We start from the raw sequence: 17716 nt of genomic DNA, 5'->3' as shown, positions 1-17716 counted from the left end.
CCGGGCCGGCGCCAGCCGGCATCGGCCCCTACCGGTTCTTCCCGAATTGAGAGGGAAGAAGCCCGAAGACGAGAAAGGCAACAGCGCCCAAAGCCGGAGTGTAGCAAAGCAAGACAAGCCAGCCGGTCAGACCGATGTCGTGCAGACGCCGCACGACGACTGCGATCGACGGCAGGATTGCTATCAGCACGAAAAGCAGGAATGGAATGTGCCCGATCGAAGTCGTTGGACCGTCATCGAAACCGCTTATCGCCAGGTTGAGCAGAATGCCGAAACCGAACAGCGCGACGAACACGACGGAGAACCAGAGATAGAACGCCCAAAACTCCTTGCGCCGGGCGCGGCCGCTGAAATTGCGATAGTCGTCGATGAGCGCGCGTAAGAAGTAGGCCCAAAGCCCCATCGGCCTGGCAGAGTGGTTTTCGGCGATGCGGCCGCGCTGCTGAAGACTGCCGTCCAATGACGGTGCGGTGGGTTTCGCGGCGATGACGTCGTGCGCCGTCCCGTCGTCCGGTGTGAATTCGACGGGCATGCCTCTGGCAATATTCATGTCCTCGGTCAGGTCGGCACGGCTAAAGATGTAGCGCTTGCCGTCAACGCCGCTGATATAGCCGTAGTCGTGGTCGGCGTCGTAGTGAAACACTGCGCCGCGCATTACTTCCCCCTCTTGCGTAGCAACGGCGGCAAACTATCTAAAGTTGCATAAGACTGCAATATGCACGTTTTGCTCTAGAGCCTGACGCCTGCCGGCACCGGTCCCCACTTGTTCTCGCCGAATTGAGAGGGGATCAGCGCGAAGACCAGTGTGGCGAGCCCGCCGACATAGGGCAGGAAGCAGAGGATGGCGAGCCAGCCGGTCAGGCCGAGATCGTGCAGGCGGCGCACGATCAGGGCGACCCATGGCAGGAACGTCAGCAGGAAGAAGAGGCCGATCAGCCCGAGCATGACGATCGGCACGTCGCCGCCCCCCTCGACGTCACCTCGCGACAGGTCCACGGACAGCCCGACGCCGATGATGACGACGAGGCCGATCGTCCAGAACAGGCAAAAGCCCCAGAACTCCTTGCGCCGGGCACGGCCGGAGAAGTTGACGTAGTTCGTCGTCAGGCCGCGCTGGAAATAGCTCCACAGGCCGGTGGATTCCGCGGTTCCAGTCTCGGCGCTGCGGCCGAAATGCGCCGGCGACGGAGGGGCGCTGGCCGGCAAGGGTGGGGTGGCAGCGCCGGGAGTGGTGCTCTCCGCCGGGCCGGTCATGCGGGCGCGGACCGAAAAGATGTTGCTCGCCCGATCACCGTTCGGCTGGAATTCGACCTCGGCGCCCCTGGCAAGCGCCATCTCGCGGCGCAGGTCCTCGCGCGCGAAACTGTAGCGCTTGCCGTCGGCGCCGGTAATGAAACCGAAGCCTTGCTCCTGGTCGTAATGAAGAACTTCGCCGCGCATTGCCCTGTCCCCCGTTGCCGCGCCTGCCCAGACTGTTCAAAGTCGCGGCGGACCGCAAGAGGCATGGTGCGAAACGGCTGAACGGCTCGACTGCCGGGGCGATCAGTCCGGCCGTTTCTTAGCCTTCTTGTGTTTTGCCGGCCCATCAAATTTCGGCTTGCCGGGCTTTTTCGCCCAAGGTTTTGCTTCAGACGCTGCGGGCTGCGGCTGACCGGCCTTGGACGGCATGCGCCTCTCAAGTTTCGGCTTGGGCCCATTCTGGTCGAACGGGCGCTTGCCGCGATGCGGCTTCTTCTCCGGTTTCGGCGGCTGGTAACCGGCCCGCGACAGATCGGGCGTGCCGTCCAGCCGCTTGACGGCGATGCTGCCCTGCAATTTGCGGTCGGGGCCGATCGCGGCGAGGAAGCGGTCAGCCCAATCGGCGGCGATCTGCACGAAGGTTTCCTCCGGCTGCATCTTAATGGCGCCGATCTCGCGCTTGGACATGCCGGCGGTGCGGCACAGCATCGGGATCAGCCAGCGCGGTTCGGCATTCTGCCGGCGGCCCACCGACAGCGAGAACCAGACGCTGTCGCCGAAATCGTCGCGGCGGCCGGGCGCATCGTCTCTGCGAGCGAACTTTTCTTTCGACGGCGCGAATGGCGCGACATCGATCAGATCCTCGGGCGCCGAGCGGCTGCCGCGGCAAAGCCGCACGAAGGCTGCCGCCACCAGTTCGGCCCCGTGTTTCTCGAGCAGCGTGTCGATGAAACCGCGCTCCTCCTCGCTCACCGGTTCGCTGAAGGCCGGATCGGCCAGGATGCGCTCGTCGTCACGGCGCAGCACCTCGTCGGCCGAGGGCGGGCTCGCCCAGGTCGCGGTCAGGCCGGCATTGGCCAGCAGGCGCTCGGTGCGGCGGCGAGCGTTGCCCGGTACGATCAGCGCGCTGACGCCTTTTCGTCCGGCGCGCCCGGTGCGGCCGCTGCGATGCAGCAGCGTCTCCGGATTGGTCGGCAGGTCCGCGTGGATAACCAGGTCGAGATTGGGCAGGTCGATGCCGCGCGCCGCCACGTCGGTGGCGATGCAGACTTTGGCGCGGCCGTCGCGCATCGCCTGCAGCGCGTGGCTGCGCTCGTTCTGGCTGAGCTCGCCGGAAAGCGCCACGACGGAAAAATTGCGGTTGTTGAAGCGCGCGGTGAGATGGTTGACGGCGGCGCGCGTGTTGCAGAACACCATCGCGTTCTGTGCCTCGTAGTAGCGCAGCACGTTGATGATGGCGTTCTCGCGATCGGCCGGCGCCACGGAAAGCGCCCGGTACTCGATGTCGATATGCTGCTTTGCCTCGCCGCCGGCCGAGATGCGCACGGCATTGCGCTGGTAGCTCTTCGCTAGCGTGGCGATGGAGCGCGGCACGGTGGCGGAAAACATCAGCGTGCGCCGCTCGGCGGGCGCGGCGTCGAGGATGAATTCGAGGTCCTCGCGAAAACCGAGGTCGAGCATCTCGTCGGCCTCGTCCAGCACCACGGCCTTCAGCGCCGACATGTCGAGCGAGTTGCGCGAAATGTGGTCGCGCAGCCGGCCCGGCGTTCCGACGACGATGTGGGCGCCGCGCTCCAGCGAGCGCCGCTCGCCGCGCATGTCCATGCCGCCGACACAGGACGCTACAGTCGCGCCGGTCAGCGCATAGAGCCATTCAAGCTCTCGCCTGACTTGCAGCGCCAGCTCGCGCGTCGGCGCCACCACCAGTCCTAGCGGCGCGCCGGCGTCGGTGAAACGCTCAGCGCCGCCGAGCAGGCTCGGCGCCAGGGCAAGGCCGAAGGCGACAGTCTTGCCGGAGCCGGTCTGAGCCGAAACCAGCGCGTCGGCCATGCCAAGCTCGGGCGCCAGCACCGCCTGCTGCACCGCGGTGAGCGCTAAATAACCGCGCTTTTCCAGCGCCTCTGCGAGCGCAGGCACGATGACTTCGAAACTGGACATCTTGTTCTTTCGGAATTCGGGGTTCTGTGCTCGTCGTGGAGCACAAGGCCGGCACTGCGCCAGACACGCGAAATTTGGGCGTTCGTACTTCCTGCAGCCGCCGTTGTACAGAGCAGGTGGCACCGCCTTTTCCTTCTCCCCTTGTGGGCCCCTTGGGGGAGAAGGTGGATCGGCGCGACAGCGCCGAGACGGATGCGAGGTATTCCAGCGGAGTGAGACGTCTGCGGTCCCTGGAGCACCCCTGATCCGCCGCCTTCGGCGACACCTTCTCCCACAAGGGGAGAAGGGTGAGCGGCGCCGATTGACTCTTGACGCAAAGCGCGTAAAAGCCGGCTGCGAACGGGATCGTCTTCGATGCGCGGCCTTCTGATGGCTCTTCTTGCATACGATGCCCCCAGCCACGATGCACAGCGTCGGGCCGGGCGCTTCGGTGCGTCCGCCCGTTCCTACAAAACTATGGCCAAAACCACCACCAAAACGGTGTGATTCCCTTGGCCCAATCACCCTCTCCCGGGTTCGGCCCGGGGGACGGAACCCGCATGAGGCCGGCGGGTTTTCTCCAACAACCAAGCGGAGAGGGACAGGAGATCTAGATGAGTTTCAAGGTTGCGGTAGTCGGCGCCACGGGCAATGTGGGCCGCGAAATGCTCAACATTCTGGACGAGCGCGGCTTTCCGGCGAGCGAAGTGGTGGCGCTGGCCTCGCGGCGCAGCCAGGGCACCGAAGTGTCCTTCGGCGACCGCACGCTGAAGGTCAAGGCGCTCGACACCTATGACTTTTCCGACACCGACATCTGCGTCATGTCGGCCGGCGGCAATGTTTCCAAGGAATGGTCGCCCAAGATCGGCAAGCAGGGCTGCGTCGTCATCGACAATTCCTCGGCCTTCCGTTACGACCCGGACGTGCCGCTGATCGTGCCGGAAGTGAACCCGGATGCGGTCGAGCTGTTCTCGCGCAAGAATATCATCGCCAATCCGAACTGCTCGACGGCGCAGCTCGTGGTGGCGATGAAGCCGCTGCATGACGCCGCCACCATCAAGCGCATCGTCGTTGCCACCTACCAGTCGGTCTCCGGCGCCGGCAAGGAAGGCATGGACGAACTCTTTACCCAGACGCGCGCGGTCTTCGTCGCCGATCAGGTCGACGTCAAGAAGTTCACCAAGCGCATCGCCTTCAACGTCATTCCGCATATCGACGTCTTCCTCGACGACGGCTCGACCAAGGAAGAGTGGAAGATGGTGGCCGAGACCAAGAAGATGCTCGATCCCAAGATCAAGCTGACGGCGACCTGCGTGCGCGTGCCGGTGTTCATCGGCCATTCGGAAGCCGTCAACATCGAGTTCGAGAAGCCGATCACGGCCGACGAGGCGCGCGAGATCCTGCGCGAGGCGCCGGGCTGCCAGGTGCTCGATAAGCGCGAGAACGGCGGCTACATCACGCCGCTTGAATCGGCCGGCGAGGACGCCACCTTCATCTCGCGCATCCGCGAGGATTCGACCATCGACAATGGGTTGTCGATGTGGATCGTCTCGGACAATCTGCGCAAGGGCGCTGCGCTGAACGCCATCCAGATCGCCGAGCTGCTGGTGGAGCGGGGCCTGATCCAGCCGAAGAAGAAGGCGGCCTGACGGCAATTCTGTTCTCGCTCACGGGCCGCACCGCCGCTGCCGCGGCTGGCCCTCCGCGGGGGCGCCGGACGACCGGCGGCCCGCGGTCGCGGGCTCGGCCTTCGGCCGTGAGGCTTGCCTTCTCCCCCGTTCACGGGGAGAAGGTCCCGGCAGGGGGATGAGGGGCGGCGCCAACCTATCCGATTTCCTGCAAAAACCGATGGTCCACGGTCGCGAGCTTACAATGAGCGATGACCTTGAAATCATCCTGCGTCCAGCCACAAGCTCGGACGCCGGTGCCATCGCTAAGGTCATGCGCGCGTCGCTCAATTCCTTCGACTGGATGCCCGTGATCCATACGCCGGACGAGGATTTCACTTTCATCCGCGATATCGTTCTGCCCAAGCAGCAGGTGATGGTGGTCGAGGCTGGTGAACGTATCGTCGGCTTCATTGCCGTCAACGGCGATTGGGTCGAGCAGCTCTATCTCGATCCCACCAGGACAGGACAAGGCATCGGCAGCCGGCTGTTCGTTCAGGCGACCGCCGCTCTGCAAGTGGTCAAGCTGCGTTGCTTCCAGGCCAACAGCGGCGCCCGCCGGTTCTACGAACGCCATGGATTTCGCGCCGAAGCTTTTGGCAACGGCTCGACCAATGAGGAAGGCCTGCCTGATATTCTCTATGTGCTCAGGCGTTAGCCGCTGCTTTCCGCTGCCAGCTGCCGCAGGATGGCGAGCGCCTCTTCTGCCCGCTCCGCCGGAACGAAGAGATGGTCATGATAGAAAGCCGAGACCGGATTGACGCCCATGCCGGCCGCGGCCAGCCGCGTGGTGATGGCGGCGAGGAAGCCTACCGCCTCCAGCGAGGAGTGGATGTCGAGCGTGATCATCCGGCAGCGGAACGTGCCGGCGAGGCCGGCCGCTTTCGCCTCGTCCTCCGTCACGATCAGCGTCAGGCCTTCCCGCTCGCGAAACTGCATCACCGGGTCGAGCCCATCCGGCACGGCTGCGCCCGGCGCCAGCGTGGCGAAGACATGAACGCAGGGCAGCAATTGCGGCGCCATCGACGCCAGCAGTCTTTGCAGGTACGTCTCGCCGGTCATTTTCTCTCCCTCGGTGGTGCGCCCACGGTCCGGTGCTTGGACGACGTCCGCTCCCTAGAACGGCCGGCTGGGTGCCGCTAGCCTTCCCCTGCTTAAACGACATCGCAATGTCGCGAGCGGCCGAGCTTGCGAAGCTGATGAATAGCACAATACACAAGATCAGGGCCGCCGCCTCAGGCGCGGTATCGGACTGTCTCGCGGAAGCGCGCCGTTTCCTGGAATTGCTCTTGAGGTGTCTAGATGATCGTCCGCCCGCGTCCGGGATTCCTGCACCTGTTCTTCATCATGCGCGGCTCGGTGGTGCCGCGCATCCTGCCGCAGATTTTCGGGTTTGCCGCCTATGGTGCGCTGGTGGTGATGATCGTGCGGGCGCTGAAGCTTGATTTCGGCAATGCTGGCACCGCGCCTTTTGCTTTGCTCGGCGTCGCGCTGTCGATCTATCTCGGCTTTCGCAACAATGCCGCCTATGACCGCTGGTGGGAGGCGCGCAAGCTTTGGGGTCAGCTCGTCTTCGATATCCGCAATCTGGCGCGCGCCTCGACCGGCCTGATCGAGGACCGCGGCGAGCTGCGCGGCTTGCTGATGGACGCCATCGCCTTCTGCCATTTCCTACGCGGATCGTTGCGGCGGGTGGACGCTGTGCCGGAGGCGCGCGGCTTCATCGGCGACGAGGTCGAAGCGGTGGCGAAGGCCCTCAACGCTCCCGACGCCATGGTGCGCAGCATGGGAGCGCGCGTCGCGGTGCTGCGCAAGAGCGGTGCGCTCGACCCGATCGGCTACCGCATCCTCGACGAGCGGCTGTCGGAAATCGCCGCCGCCCAGGCCGGCTGCGAGCGCATCATGGGCACGCCGCTGCCCTTCGCCTACACGCTGCTCCTGCAACGGACGGCTTATGTCTTCTGCCTGCTTTTGCCATTCGGGCTGGCCTCGGCCACCGGCTGGGCAACGCCCTTGTTCACGGCGCTGATCGCCTACACCTTCTTCGGCCTCGATGCGCTTTCGGAGGAACTCGAGGATCCGTTTGGCACCCAACCCAACGACCTTGCCCTCGATGGCCTTTGCCGCGTGTGCGAAATCTCCGTGTTCGAGGCGCTAGGCGAGACGCCGCCGAAGATGATCCCGGCCGACAGGTTTTATTTCTCGTAGGATGGCCATGTGCGGCAGGTGCTGTTTTGGAGATCTGGTCGAAACGCCTCCTTCTTCGTCAATCTTGGGGTCAAAGCCCGAAGACGAAGGCATGGTTAGCGGCACCTGGGCCAAAAGAGTCCGGACCCTGTAGGATCGCGGCTCTAAAGCGCGTCCTTGGTTCGACCTCAGCAGAGGGGTTCGAACTTCAGGAGGGAACAGCAATGAGCAATTCGGAAGCCGCGGCCGTCTCGAACGGCGCTCTGTGGACCGGGCGCGTGCTCAGCGCCGTCGTGGTCCTGTTCATGGTCTTCGACGGCGTCATCAAGCTGCCGCCGCTCTCCATTGTCACGGAGACGATGGTTGAGCTCGGCTGGCCGGCCGACGCCAACATCGCGCGGCTACTCGGCATCATCGGGCTGGTCTCGACCGCGCTCTACGCGCTGCCGCGCACTTCCGTGCTCGGCGCCATCTTGCTCACCGCCTATATGGGCGGCGCCATCTCCACCCATGTGCGCATCGGCAATCCGCTGTTCTCGCATACGCTGTTCGGCGTCTATCTCGGCGTTATCCTGTGGGGCGGGCTCTATCTGCGCGACGCAAAAGTGCGTGCGCTGATTCCGTTCAGCCGGTAGCGGTTTGTTTTTATGCAATTCCGGACGAAAATCGCTGCGCACTGGAATTGCTGTAAGCGTGGGGAGAAAAGATGCTTGGCACGATCCTCATCATCCTGGTCGTCATCATCGCCGCGGTGCTTGTCTTTGCCGCGACACAGCCGAACGATTTCGTCGTCAGCCGGTCCGCCCGCATCAAGGCGCCGGCCGAAGCGATTTTCCCGCTGATCGACGACTTCAGGCGCTGGCCCGAATGGTCGCCTTTTGAGAAGCTCGATCCGAACATCAAACGCACGCTCTCCGGCGCCGAAAGCGGCAAGGGCGCGGCCTATGCCTGGGAAGGCAACAGCAAGGCCGGGAAGGGCCGCATGGAGATCGTCAATTCGACACCCCCGTCGCTGATTGCGTTGAAGCTCGACTTCGAGAAGCCGTTCAGGGCCAACAACAGCGTCGACTTTACTTTGACGCCTTCGGATGAAGGCACGACCGTCACCTGGGCGATGCATGGCGCCCGGCCGTTTATCGCCAAGCTGATGGGCCTGTTCATGAATTTCGACAGGCTGATCGGCAAGGATTTCGAGGCCGGCCTCGACAATCTGAGACGGGCCACCGAGAAATAGGGCGGCGAAGCAAGGCCACCAGGCGAAAGGCCGTAGTCCTCCGAAGGGATTAACCGCGGGGCTCGGGGCCCGTCGTTGCTCAAGACCGCTGCGCATCTCCAAGTGGGATCAATTCACGCTTTCGTGCGTTATCGACCCAGGCGTGTGGAGGCGTTTCCCTTTCGGGAGGAGTGACGATGACAAAGATGATGGTCCTGGCGGCCGTGGTGGCTGCGCTGACCGCATGCTCGCAAACAGAAAAAGGGGCGGCGATTGGCGGCCTGGGCGGCGCAGCCGTCGGCGCTGCCGTTGCCAACAATCCGACCCAGGGGGCCGTCGTCGGCGGTGCCGTCGGTGCCATAGCCGGCGCGCTGATCGGTCATGCCAGCGAAAGCGGCCAGTGCCGCTACCGCGACCGTTACGGGCGCGTCTACATCGCGCGCTGCCCGGCTGGCTATTGAGTACCGACAACCGGATCCAAAAAAGAACGGCGGGCAAAGGCCCGCCGTTCTTTTGGCCAGCAAAAAACGGAAGCCGGGATTACTCGGCGGTAGCGGCTTCTTCGGCCGGCGCTGCGGTCGCGGCCGCAACGGCGGCAGCGGCGTCTTCCTGCGCCTTCTTCAGCAGGGCGGCGCGCTCCTGCGCCTTCTTGCCGGGCAGGGCCTTCTGCGGGTTCGAGCGGGCCGAACGCTTGGCGATGCCCGCCTCGTCGAGGAAGCGCAGAACGCGATCGGTCGGCTGGGCGCCGTGCGAGAGCCAATGCTTGACGCGGTCGGCATCGACCTTCACGCGTTCGCCGTCCTTCGGCAGCAGCGGGTTCCACGAGCCGAGCGCCTCGATGAAACGACCGTCGCGCGGCGAACGGGCGTCGGCGACGACGACATGGTAGTAGGGACGCTTCTTCGAGCCCGCACGGGCCAGTCTGATCTTCAGTGCCATTGTTTATCTCCTAAAAAGCTCTGAGTTCGTTGATCGGGTTGAGGCTTTGTCTTGTGCAAGTCGTTGTCCCAAAACCGCTGCGCACTTTTGGGCGACATGCACGTCCTCAGCCGGCTTTCGTCACGCCGTTGTTAGCGGCGATCTGTTCGTGGTGACGGATCACTTCGCGGATGACGAAGTTCAAGAACTTCTCCGCGAAATCCGGATCGAGATGCGCATCCTTCGCCAGTTGGCGCAGGCGGGCGATCTGCTGCTGCTCGCGCGCCGGATCGGCGGGCGGCAGGCCATGCTCGGCCTTCAGCACGCCGACCGCCTTGGTGCAGCGGAAGCGCTCGGCCAGCATATGGATGAGGGCGGCGTCGATGTTGTCGATCGAAGCGCGGTAGCCCGCCAGAATGGCGCGTGCCTCGGCCATGTCCTTCTCCTCGTTCATCGCCCCTCACTTCTTCTTGCCAAGGCCTGGCAGCCCACCGCCGCCGAGGCCGGGAAGACCCGGCAACTTCATGCCGCCGGGCAGGCCCGGCAGACCGCCACCGGGCAATCCGCCCGGCAAGCTCTTGCCGAGACCGGCAGCCTGGGCCTGCTTCTGCAAGGCCTCGAGCTGCTTCGGATCCATCTTGGAGAGGTCCGGCATGCCGCCGCCCGGCATCATGCCGCCAAGGCCCATCTTGGAGGCAAGGCCGCCCATCATGCCGCGCATCAGGCCGCCGCCCTTACCCTTGCCGCCCATTGCCTTCATCATGTCGGCCATGCCGCGATGCATCTTGAGCAGCTTGTTGATCTCGGCCGCGTCGGTGCCGGAGCCGGAAGCGATGCGCTTCTTGCGCGAGTGTTTCAGAATGTCGGGGTTTGCCCGCTCCTCCCTGGTCATCGAGGAGATGATGGCGAGCTGGCGACGGAACATCTTGTCGTCGAAGCCGGCCGCGGCAAGCTGGTCCTTCATCTTGCCCATGCCGGGCATCATACCCATGATGCCGCCCATGCCGCCCATCTTCGACATCTGCTGAAGCTGCTGGGCCAGGTCGTTCAGATCGAACTTGCCCGACTGCATCTTCTTGGCCATCGCCGCCGCCTGCTCGGCGTCGATGGTCTCGGCGGCCTTCTCGACAAGGCTGACGATGTCGCCCATGCCGAGGATGCGGTCGGCGATGCGCTTGGGGTGGAATTCCTCCAGCCCGTCCATCTTCTCGCCGGTGCCGATCAGCTTGATCGGCTTGCCGGTGACGGCGCGCATGGAAAGGGCTGCGCCGCCGCGGCCGTCGCCATCCATGCGGGTGAGCACCAGGCCGGTAATGCCGACGCGCTCGTCGAAGCTCTTGGCGAGGTTGACGGCGTCCTGGCCGGTCAGCGAGTCGGCGACCAGCAGGATCTCATGCGGCGCCGACACCTTCTTGATGTCGGCCATCTCGACCATCAGCGGCTCGTCGATATGGGTGCGGCCGGCGGTGTCGAGGATGACCACATCATGGCCGCCGAGCTTCGCCGCCTGCACGGCGCGGCGCGCGATGTCGACCGGGCTCTGGCCGGCGATGATCGGCAGCGTGGCGACCTTCACCTGCTCGCCGAGCTGGCGCAGCTGCTCCTGCGCGGCGGGGCGCCGCGTGTCGAGCGAGGCCATCAGGACCTTCTTGTTCTGCCGCTCGGTCAGGCGCTTGGCGATCTTGGCCGAGGTCGTCGTCTTGCCGGAGCCCTGCAGGCCGACCATCATCACGACGACGGGCGCCGGCGCGTTGAGGTCGATGGCGACGCCTTCGGCGCCAAGCATGTCGACCAGCTCGTCATGGACGATCTTGACGACCATCTGTCCGGGCTTGATCGACTTCAGCACCGCGGCGCCGACCGCCTTCTCGCGTACCTTGTCGGTGAAGGAGCGCACCACTTCCAGCGCCACGTCCGCCTCTAGCAGCGCACGGCGCACCTCGCGCAGCGCCGCCGAGACATCCGCCTCGGACAGCGCGCCGCGGCCGGTCAGGCCGTTCAGGATGGAGCCAAGGCGCTCCTGAAGGGATTCAAACATCTATCGTCCTTCGATCTCGGTTCGGGTTCGACCCGAGAGGTAGTGCGTTCGCGCCGGGTCGCCAAGCAAAAGCGCAAAGCCAAAAAGCACCCGGGGGCGCATCGCGCTGCCGGGTGTTGACCTCCAGGATCGGTTTACAGCTCTTGCCTCAAAGAGGCTTCGGCGTCCTGGTCGGCTTTCGCGGAGGAGTACTCGTCGCGGAATTCGTGCGCGTCTAGACAGGAAATCGGGGCCGGAGTCAAGGCTTGGGCCGTTTTGAGAGCCAAACGCCGCGATCAAGGCGGTTCAGGGCAGCCTTTCGCCGTCCAGAATGCGTTTGTAAAGCTCGAGATACCCTTGTGCCGTCCTGGCGATGGGAAATCGGTCGGCCGCGGATTCCCGACACCGCTCGGGCGAGAGCGCGGCGATCTCGGCCAAGGCTTGCGCGAACTCGGCGTCGGTGTCGAAGAGGCGTCCGGTGGCATCATCGACGATTTCCGGCAGCGCGCCGCGCGGCGTCGTCAGCACCGGCGTGCCGCAGAGCATCGCCTCGACCGGCGCCATGCCGAATGGCTCCTCCCAGGCGATCGGGTTGAGGAAGGCCTTGGCCTCTCCGAGCAGGCGCAGCTTCTCATCGCCATCGACGGTGCCGTGGTAACTGAAGCGACGGCTGAGACTCTTGAAGAAGACACCCTGGCGACGAACCTTCGTGCGCTGCAGAAGCAGCCAGCGCGAGCCGCCGGCGATGTCGAGCTGGAAATCGAAGGCTCTGGCGAGATCGACGGCCCGGTTGAGGTTCTTGCCGGCCCGCGCGATACCGGCCAGAAACAGCAGCCGGTTCGTCTTGGCGGCGGCGAGGCGATAGGCATCGATCGGAAAGCCGTTGTAGACGAAGGTTTCCCATCCATGGTTGCGCGCATGGCTGGCGCTGACGAAGCTCCAGTTCCACCCCCGTTTCGGGAATCCCGGGGCAAAGCCGTGCATCGTGTAGAGCGCCGGGTGTGACGTTTCGATGTACCAGCCATTGAAATGCACGATATCGGTGTCGGCCGGAATCGCGGCGCGGCACTCGGCCGCCGAAGACGCATGGCGCACTTCACAAAGCGGATGGCTGGAGCCGCGGCCGGCGATCAGGACAATCCGGTGGCCGAGGCGCGAAAGCTCTTTAGCAAGCCAGTCGACCTGCCGCTCGGTGCCGCCATAGCCCTTGCAGGGAATGGCGCGCTCCGCCACCAGCGTGATGCGCATCAGATGAGCCCGCCCGCTTTCCGATAGACCATGATCTTATCCGAAAACCGGTTTCCCGTCTTTGGGATCATGGTCGCTCCGTCCCGACCTTCAATGGCGAGCGTGGATGCAACAGCAAGAGCATCGTCAAAAGCGTGCTTACGATGCCGATCGCGGCGATGAGAACGGCGTCCCAATTCGTCCAGCCCGGGCCTTCGAGCGGCTTGGCGTTGAACAAAGCGAAGGCATTGTAGCTCTGCTGGTGCGAGATCAGCAGGAAGCCGGTCAGGTTGTTGCCGAGATGGGCGCCGAAGGCTGCACCCAGATTGCCGGTCACATAAACCAACAGCGTGAGGAGCAGCGCGAAGGCGGCGATCGAGACCAGCACGCAGGCATTGATGGCAAGCGTCGAGGCCGGGCTCCAGTGCAGAGCGGTGAACAAAAGCCCGGGCAGCGCGCCCCAGATCAGCGGGCTGGCAAACCGGCTGGCGAGGCCGCGCAGCAGATAACCGCGGAACAGAGCCTCTTCCGAGGATGTCTGCAGGAAGGTGAGCAGCACGATCGGCACGAGGAAGGAGAGCCATGATGGAAACGCGATCGATCCGCGGGAGATCTCCGGCTGCAACCAATAGAGCAGGACCTCCGAGAACAACGAGGTGATCAGAACCGCGACCAGGCCCTTCAGGAAACCGCCGCGCGAGATGCGGCGGTCTGCGCCGATCAGCGCCGCGAGCGGCTCGCCATGGACGAAGCGCATCGCCACCCAAAGACCGATCCAGATGCCGGCAAAGGAGACCAGAGCCGTGAGGATGCCGACGGGCGAAGCGAGGAAGTCCTGCATGTACTGCCCGGTCGAAGGACCAGGCAAACGCCAGACGATGTAGGCATAGGTGCCGACAAAGAGCACGAGGCCTGTCATGGCGAGCCAGAAGAAAACGACGATCACCGTGCCCAGCAGAAGCCGCGGCAGAGTGGTTTTCTCGTTCGGCGAACGCCGGTAGCGCCCGAAGGCAGCACTGTCGATGGTCACGCGGGTCCCCAGCCGAATACTTTAGGGTCGCATGAAATAGGAGATCGGCGTCTCGCGCGCAATCGCCCTCATCGCAGGGCACGTTTCTAGGTTGCCGTCTCACCGAAAAAGGCGGCCGCCAATCGCCGGCGGCCGGCCTCACACTATAAACGCCTGGTCAGCGCATCACATAGACGATGCGGCGCGTGCCCGGATCGACCAGCGCCGGCTGGTTGTTCACATAGACGTAGCGGTAGTTGTAGTCTGGAATTGCATTCAACTCGACCGTGTCGGGAAGAGTGGCACCCGTCACGACTTCGCCTTCGAGGTAGACTGGTTCGACGCGATGCGTGGCGACATAGGTGCCCACCTCGGCCGGCGGCCTGACGATCGGCTCAACCGGTTCGCCTGTCACAATGGCGCCGGTGTAGTCGTCCTGCGTATAGACGTCGTCGGCGGGCGGCGACACCACGGCAATGCCGGCATCGGCCGGCCGGCGCGTCACGACGACCCGACTGCCGCCGAAATCGCCGGTCACATAGTCGGAATAGACCCAGCCATTGCCACCGGCTTCAGCGATAGTGCACCATTTGCTGTTTTCGATGCAGCCTCTGAGCGTGGCCGACTGGCCGGCCGCCAGCACGCCGATGACTGGATATTGCGGACCGGGGCCGGCGCGGACGTTCAGGTCCGTCACGGCCGAGACGGGCGTATCGGCAAGGGCTGTGCCCGACATGGCGAGCAGCGCACCGGCAAGCGCCGGAAACAATACGCTCTTCATGGTTTTTCTCCGTTTTCAACGCTCCCTCGGGCTCGAAAACGAAACCAGACATTATGCGTTCCGGCTAAAGTGCTCACGAATTGTTCCACCTTCTTTCGGCAAACCGGTCGAAGGGCGCAAGGAAGCGCCAGCTTGCGCCCGACGTCCTCCTTGAGGCAGGCCTGCCATAATAAATGCTTGATCGTGCGCAAATTGCCCGGCATTCGCCAGCATCGGGCGCTGCGTGTCCTCCCGTGAGGGCGGTGACAACCAGGCGTTTCACTGGCAAATTCGCAACCGGGACGTGATTCAGGCAATCAGGAGAGCAACATGGCATTTCTTGCCAAGGGAAGGATTTTCGTGGCCGCCGCGGCGGCGGTGCTCGGGCTGGCGACAGCCGCGCAGGCAGGAGGCAGCTGCGGCAAGAACGGTGCCGGCTTCGACACCTGGAAGCAGCAGTTTGCCGCGGAAGCACAAGCCGAGGGCGTAGGCCAGAGGGGTCTGTCGGCGCTGGCCGGCGCGACCTACGCAACAAGGACGATCGCCGCCGACCGCGCCATCCACAAGGCTTTCAGCGGCTCGGTGGAAGAATTCATGAAGCGCCGCGGCGCGTCCGCGATCATCTCCAGGGGCCGGGCGCTGAAGAAGTCGAACGCGGCGATGTTCGCCAATATCGAGCGGACCTATGGCGTGCCGCCGGGCGTGCTGCTCGCCATCTGGGGCATGGAGACCGGCTTCGGCGCCTCCATGGGCAACCAGAACACGGTCTCAGCCATCGTGACGCTGGCCTATGATTGCCGCCGCCCAGATTATTTTACCCCGCATGCCATCGCGGCCCTGAAGCTGGTTGACCGCGGCGCGTTGAGCGCCTCGTCGGTCGGCGCCATGCATGGCGAGATCGGCCACACCCAGTTCCTGCCCGGCAACGTCTTGAAGTACGGCGTCGGCAGCGGCAATCTGCGCGACAGAAACACGGCGCTCGCCTCCACCGCCAACTTCCTCAAAGGTCATGGCTGGCAGGCCGGCGCGAGCTATGAGGCGAATATGGGCGCCATTGCCGGATGGAATTCCGCCAGCGTTTACCAGCAGGCCATTGCCCGCATCGCCGAGGCGATCGACTCCGACTGACGGACACCTCCGTTCCACAGAGAGCCCGGCCATGCGCCGGGCTTTTGTTTATGGAGCAGGGGTCGAAACCCGATCACTCGGGACGACCAGGTTCGACCTCATCACATCGCTCTCAATAATGCGCGTAGCCGCTCAACGGGCATTTCTGGGAGATGGGAACCTGGAAGGTGCCGGCAATACCAGTGCAGTTGCGGAAGTTGGACGACCGCGGCGCCGCCGAGGCCGTCTTTGACCTGGCCTGAATGTCCGTTTCGGACGGCTGCTCGAAATGCCCGTAGCCGCCCGCCGGGCATTTCCGGGAAGCGGGAACTTGGAAGATGCCGTCTCTACCGGTGCAATTGCGGAAGTTGGACGTCCGCGGCGCCGGGGCTTGCGTAACCGCGGCCGGCTCTGGCTTGCCCTTAATGACCAACCAGATTTCGGTCGGTTGGTCGAGCTGCAGCCTGTTTATGTCGGAGTAGCTGATGCGCCCGCTGCGTATCCCTTCGGCAAGGCGCTGGCAGAACAGGGCCGGCATGCGTTCCAGCGATACGCCCATGAAAGAGGCGGTATCGTGCTTTAATGTGATGTTCCATGCTTGGACGGCCGCGACGCATTTGTCCAAATTCGGCTTCGGGTCACGCTTAGCGGCCGCCTGTGAGGGTTGGCACGCCATGGCAGCGACGACCGCCGCAAGCAGTAGAGAAATACCGTTTTTCAAAGTTAAGCCCCCTCGATCCCGCGAGGGAGCCTAGATGAAGTCGCCGAAAGGTCAACAGCAATCCTTTCTCGGCGAGTAACTTCGACTATATTAGAAATGCCGAATAAGGACCCGGCGCAGGCGCCGGGTTCCTCATGGCTGTCTTTCTTAGATCATCCCTTGCGATTCCTCGCCGCCAGCGTGCGCAGCCGCAACCCGTTGAGGCGAATAAAGCCTTCGGCGTCCTTCTGGTCGTAGGCGCCGCGGTCGTCCTCGAAGGTGACCAGCGCGTCCGAATAAAGCGTCTTCTTCGACTTGCGGCCGGTGACGATGACGTTTCCCTTGTAGAGCTTCAGCCGCACCGTGCCTTCGACGTCTTCCTGGCTCTTGTCGATCATCGCCTGCAGCATGACGCGCTCGGGCGAGAACCAGAAGCCGTTGTAGATGAGCTCGGCATAGCGCGGCATGAAATCGTCCTTGAGGTGGGCGGCGCCCCGATCGAGCGTGATCGACTCGATCGCCCGGTGGGCAGCGAGCAGAATCGTGCCGCCGGGGGTCTCGTAGACGCCGCGCGATTTCATGCCGACGAAACGGTTCTCGACCAGGTCGAGGCGGCCGATGCCGTTGTCGCGTCCGAGGTCGTTGAGCGCGGCCAGCATATTGGCCGGCGACAGCTTCTTGCCGTTCAGCGCGATCGGATCGCCCTTGAGGAACTCGATCTCGATCTCGGTGACGACGTCGGGCGCATCCATCGGCGAGACGGTGCGCTGGTGCACGAATTCCGGCGGTTCGCTCCACGGGTCCTCCAGCACCTTGCCTTCCGAAGACGAGTGCAGGAGGTTCGCGTCAACCGAGAACGGTGCGTCGCCGCGCTTGTCCTTCGGCACCGGAATCTGGTGCTGCTCGGCGAAATTGATCAGGTCGGTGCGCGACTTAAACGACCAGTCGCGCCACGGTGCGATGACCTTGATGTCGGGGTTCAGCGCATAGGCCGACAGCTCGAAGCGGACCTGGTCGTTGCCCTTGCCGGTGGCGCCATGGGCGATGGCGTCGGCGCCTGTCTCTTTTGCGATCTCGACCAGATGCTTGGAGATCAGCGGCCGGGCGATCGAGGTGCCGAGCAGATAGGTGCCTTCATAGACGGCATTGGCGCGGAACATCGGGAAGACGAAGTCGGCGACGAATTCCTCGCGCACGTCGACGATGCGGATGTCTTTGATGCCCATCATCTCGGCCTTTCGGCGGGCCGGCTCCAGCTCGCCGCCCTGGCCGAGGTCGGCGGTGAAGGTGACCACTTCGGCGCCGAGCTCGGTCTGAAGCCATTTCAGGATGATCGAGGTATCAAGCCCGCCGGAATAAGCGAGCACGACTTTCTTCACGTCTTTGGTCTTGGACATTGTTGGCGGTTCCGCGGGTAAAAGGTTCGGGGGGCGAGTATCACGCCGTTTCCGGCTCATGCAAGAGACGAACGGGCGCAGGGCGCTGGCGGAAGCTGGGCCAGACCTTCCCGTCGGCAGTTGCTGGCGAAGCGGAAGT

Annotated in this window: 19 protein-coding genes; 7 read left to right on the top strand and 12 right to left on the bottom strand. The window is 64.1% G+C overall.

What is annotated here, in order from left to right:
* Positions 1 to 28 precede the first annotated feature (28 nt).
* The 3 genes from RFN28_RS11635 to RFN28_RS11625 form a co-directional block, all read right to left on the bottom strand.
* Positions 29 to 655, bottom strand: a complete 627-nt coding sequence (locus RFN28_RS11635) for a DUF805 domain-containing protein (protein ID WP_320287486.1) — start codon at positions 653 to 655, stop codon at positions 29 to 31.
* 74 nt (positions 656 to 729) lie between these two features.
* Complete coding sequence (locus tag RFN28_RS11630) at positions 730 to 1440, bottom strand: DUF805 domain-containing protein (RefSeq protein ID WP_320287485.1); 711 nt, start codon at positions 1438 to 1440, stop codon at positions 730 to 732.
* 102 nt (positions 1441 to 1542) lie between these two features.
* Positions 1543 to 3396 (bottom strand): DEAD/DEAH box helicase, encoded by a 1854-nt coding sequence (locus RFN28_RS11625; RefSeq protein ID WP_320287484.1) that lies wholly within the window; start codon positions 3394 to 3396, stop codon positions 1543 to 1545.
* Between the two features lie 593 nt (positions 3397 to 3989).
* Between RFN28_RS11625 and RFN28_RS11620 the strand changes: the two genes are divergently transcribed.
* Complete coding sequence (locus RFN28_RS11620; protein WP_040974685.1) at positions 3990 to 5024, top strand: aspartate-semialdehyde dehydrogenase; 1035 nt, start codon at positions 3990 to 3992, stop codon at positions 5022 to 5024.
* A gap of 223 nt (positions 5025 to 5247) precedes the next feature.
* A complete protein-coding gene (locus tag RFN28_RS11615; RefSeq protein ID WP_320287483.1) occupies positions 5248 to 5700 on the top strand; it encodes a GNAT family N-acetyltransferase in 453 nt (150 codons plus the stop codon).
* Here the strand turns inward: RFN28_RS11615 and RFN28_RS11610 are convergent.
* On the bottom strand, positions 5697 to 6104 hold the full coding sequence (locus tag RFN28_RS11610) for an ACT domain-containing protein (RefSeq protein WP_320287482.1): 408 nt from the start codon (positions 6102 to 6104) through the stop codon (positions 5697 to 5699). The two genes, RFN28_RS11615 and RFN28_RS11610, sit on opposite strands and share 4 nt — an antisense overlap.
* 240 nt (positions 6105 to 6344) lie before the next feature.
* On the opposite strand from RFN28_RS11610, the gene RFN28_RS11605 reads away from it, so the two are divergent.
* The 4 genes from RFN28_RS11605 to RFN28_RS11590 all read left to right on the top strand — a co-directional run bounded on the left by RFN28_RS11605 (position 6345) and on the right by RFN28_RS11590 (position 8903).
* A complete protein-coding gene (locus RFN28_RS11605) occupies positions 6345 to 7250 on the top strand; it encodes a bestrophin family protein (protein ID WP_320287481.1) in 906 nt (301 codons plus the stop codon).
* Positions 7251 to 7453: 203 nt separating this feature from the next.
* Entirely contained in the window at positions 7454 to 7864 is a 411-nt protein-coding gene (locus RFN28_RS11600; RefSeq protein WP_320287480.1) for a DoxX family protein, read from the top strand.
* A gap of 71 nt (positions 7865 to 7935) precedes the next feature.
* Entirely contained in the window at positions 7936 to 8463 is a 528-nt protein-coding gene (locus RFN28_RS11595; RefSeq protein ID WP_320287479.1) for an SRPBCC family protein, read from the top strand.
* Between the two features lie 176 nt (positions 8464 to 8639).
* Positions 8640 to 8903, top strand: coding sequence for a YMGG-like glycine zipper-containing protein (locus RFN28_RS11590; RefSeq protein WP_040974682.1), 264 nt, complete (start codon positions 8640 to 8642; stop codon positions 8901 to 8903).
* Between the two features lie 79 nt (positions 8904 to 8982).
* On the opposite strand, the gene rpsP is transcribed toward RFN28_RS11590, so the two are convergent.
* The 6 genes from rpsP to RFN28_RS11560 form a co-directional block, all read right to left on the bottom strand.
* On the bottom strand, positions 8983 to 9381 hold the full coding sequence (rpsP, locus tag RFN28_RS11585; protein ID WP_320287478.1) for a 30S ribosomal protein S16: 399 nt from the start codon (positions 9379 to 9381) through the stop codon (positions 8983 to 8985).
* A 106-nt stretch (positions 9382 to 9487) separates the two neighbouring features.
* Positions 9488 to 9814 (bottom strand): chorismate mutase, encoded by a 327-nt coding sequence (locus RFN28_RS11580; RefSeq protein ID WP_320287477.1) that lies wholly within the window; start codon positions 9812 to 9814, stop codon positions 9488 to 9490.
* A 6-nt stretch (positions 9815 to 9820) separates the two neighbouring features.
* The gene (gene ffh / locus RFN28_RS11575) at positions 9821 to 11398 is read right to left on the bottom strand and encodes a signal recognition particle protein (protein WP_320287476.1); all 1578 of its coding nucleotides are present in this window, start codon (positions 11396 to 11398) and stop codon (positions 9821 to 9823) included.
* A 285-nt stretch (positions 11399 to 11683) separates the two neighbouring features.
* Positions 11684 to 12625: a glycosyltransferase gene (locus tag RFN28_RS11570; RefSeq protein ID WP_320287475.1), complete on the bottom strand. Its 942-nt coding sequence runs from the start codon at positions 12623 to 12625 to the stop codon at positions 11684 to 11686.
* Positions 12626 to 12692: 67 nt separating this feature from the next.
* Positions 12693 to 13634: a CPBP family glutamic-type intramembrane protease gene (locus tag RFN28_RS11565; RefSeq protein WP_320287474.1), complete on the bottom strand. Its 942-nt coding sequence runs from the start codon at positions 13632 to 13634 to the stop codon at positions 12693 to 12695.
* A 157-nt stretch (positions 13635 to 13791) separates the two neighbouring features.
* Positions 13792 to 14394, bottom strand: a complete 603-nt coding sequence (locus tag RFN28_RS11560; protein ID WP_320287473.1) for a DUF1236 domain-containing protein — start codon at positions 14392 to 14394, stop codon at positions 13792 to 13794.
* Positions 14395 to 14703: 309 nt separating this feature from the next.
* On the opposite strand from RFN28_RS11560, the gene RFN28_RS11555 reads away from it, so the two are divergent.
* Positions 14704 to 15501, top strand: a complete 798-nt coding sequence (locus RFN28_RS11555; RefSeq protein WP_320287472.1) for a lytic murein transglycosylase — start codon at positions 14704 to 14706, stop codon at positions 15499 to 15501.
* Between the two features lie 112 nt (positions 15502 to 15613).
* Here RFN28_RS11555 and RFN28_RS11550 read toward each other — a convergent pair whose 3' ends face one another.
* Both RFN28_RS11550 and RFN28_RS11545 read right to left on the bottom strand, forming a co-directional pair.
* Positions 15614 to 16201, bottom strand: coding sequence for a hypothetical protein (locus tag RFN28_RS11550; RefSeq protein WP_320287471.1), 588 nt, complete (start codon positions 16199 to 16201; stop codon positions 15614 to 15616).
* 152 nt (positions 16202 to 16353) lie between these two features.
* A complete protein-coding gene (locus RFN28_RS11545) occupies positions 16354 to 17577 on the bottom strand; it encodes an argininosuccinate synthase (protein WP_320287470.1) in 1224 nt (407 codons plus the stop codon).
* Between the last annotated feature and the right edge of the window lie 139 nt (positions 17578 to 17716).

Source organism: Mesorhizobium album, from assembly GCF_033977205.1.
Classification (GTDB): Bacteria; Pseudomonadota; Alphaproteobacteria; order Rhizobiales; family Rhizobiaceae; genus Mesorhizobium; species Mesorhizobium album.
This window is presented reverse-complemented; position numbering and strand designations above follow the sequence as displayed.

Coding starts and splice junctions, on each gene's coding strand:
- RFN28_RS11635 (WP_320287486.1), bottom strand. CDS start 655: ATGCGCGGCGCAGTGTTTCACTACGACGCCGACCACGACTACGGCTAT.
- RFN28_RS11630 (WP_320287485.1), bottom strand. CDS start 1,440: ATGCGCGGCGAAGTTCTTCATTACGACCAGGAGCAAGGCTTCGGTTTC.
- RFN28_RS11625 (WP_320287484.1), bottom strand. CDS start 3,396: ATGTCCAGTTTCGAAGTCATCGTGCCTGCGCTCGCAGAGGCGCTGGAA.
- RFN28_RS11620 (WP_040974685.1), top strand. CDS start 3,990: ATGAGTTTCAAGGTTGCGGTAGTCGGCGCCACGGGCAATGTGGGCCGC.
- RFN28_RS11615 (WP_320287483.1), top strand. CDS start 5,248: ATGAGCGATGACCTTGAAATCATCCTGCGTCCAGCCACAAGCTCGGAC.
- RFN28_RS11610 (WP_320287482.1), bottom strand. CDS start 6,104: ATGACCGGCGAGACGTACCTGCAAAGACTGCTGGCGTCGATGGCGCCG.
- RFN28_RS11605 (WP_320287481.1), top strand. CDS start 6,345: ATGATCGTCCGCCCGCGTCCGGGATTCCTGCACCTGTTCTTCATCATG.
- RFN28_RS11600 (WP_320287480.1), top strand. CDS start 7,454: ATGAGCAATTCGGAAGCCGCGGCCGTCTCGAACGGCGCTCTGTGGACC.
- RFN28_RS11595 (WP_320287479.1), top strand. CDS start 7,936: ATGCTTGGCACGATCCTCATCATCCTGGTCGTCATCATCGCCGCGGTG.
- RFN28_RS11590 (WP_040974682.1), top strand. CDS start 8,640: ATGACAAAGATGATGGTCCTGGCGGCCGTGGTGGCTGCGCTGACCGCA.
- rpsP (WP_320287478.1), bottom strand. CDS start 9,381: ATGGCACTGAAGATCAGACTGGCCCGTGCGGGCTCGAAGAAGCGTCCC.
- RFN28_RS11580 (WP_320287477.1), bottom strand. CDS start 9,814: ATGAACGAGGAGAAGGACATGGCCGAGGCACGCGCCATTCTGGCGGGC.
- ffh (WP_320287476.1), bottom strand. CDS start 11,398: ATGTTTGAATCCCTTCAGGAGCGCCTTGGCTCCATCCTGAACGGCCTG.
- RFN28_RS11570 (WP_320287475.1), bottom strand. CDS start 12,625: ATGCGCATCACGCTGGTGGCGGAGCGCGCCATTCCCTGCAAGGGCTAT.
- RFN28_RS11560 (WP_320287473.1), bottom strand. CDS start 14,394: ATGAAGAGCGTATTGTTTCCGGCGCTTGCCGGTGCGCTGCTCGCCATG.
- RFN28_RS11555 (WP_320287472.1), top strand. CDS start 14,704: ATGGCATTTCTTGCCAAGGGAAGGATTTTCGTGGCCGCCGCGGCGGCG.
- RFN28_RS11545 (WP_320287470.1), bottom strand. CDS start 17,577: ATGTCCAAGACCAAAGACGTGAAGAAAGTCGTGCTCGCTTATTCCGGC.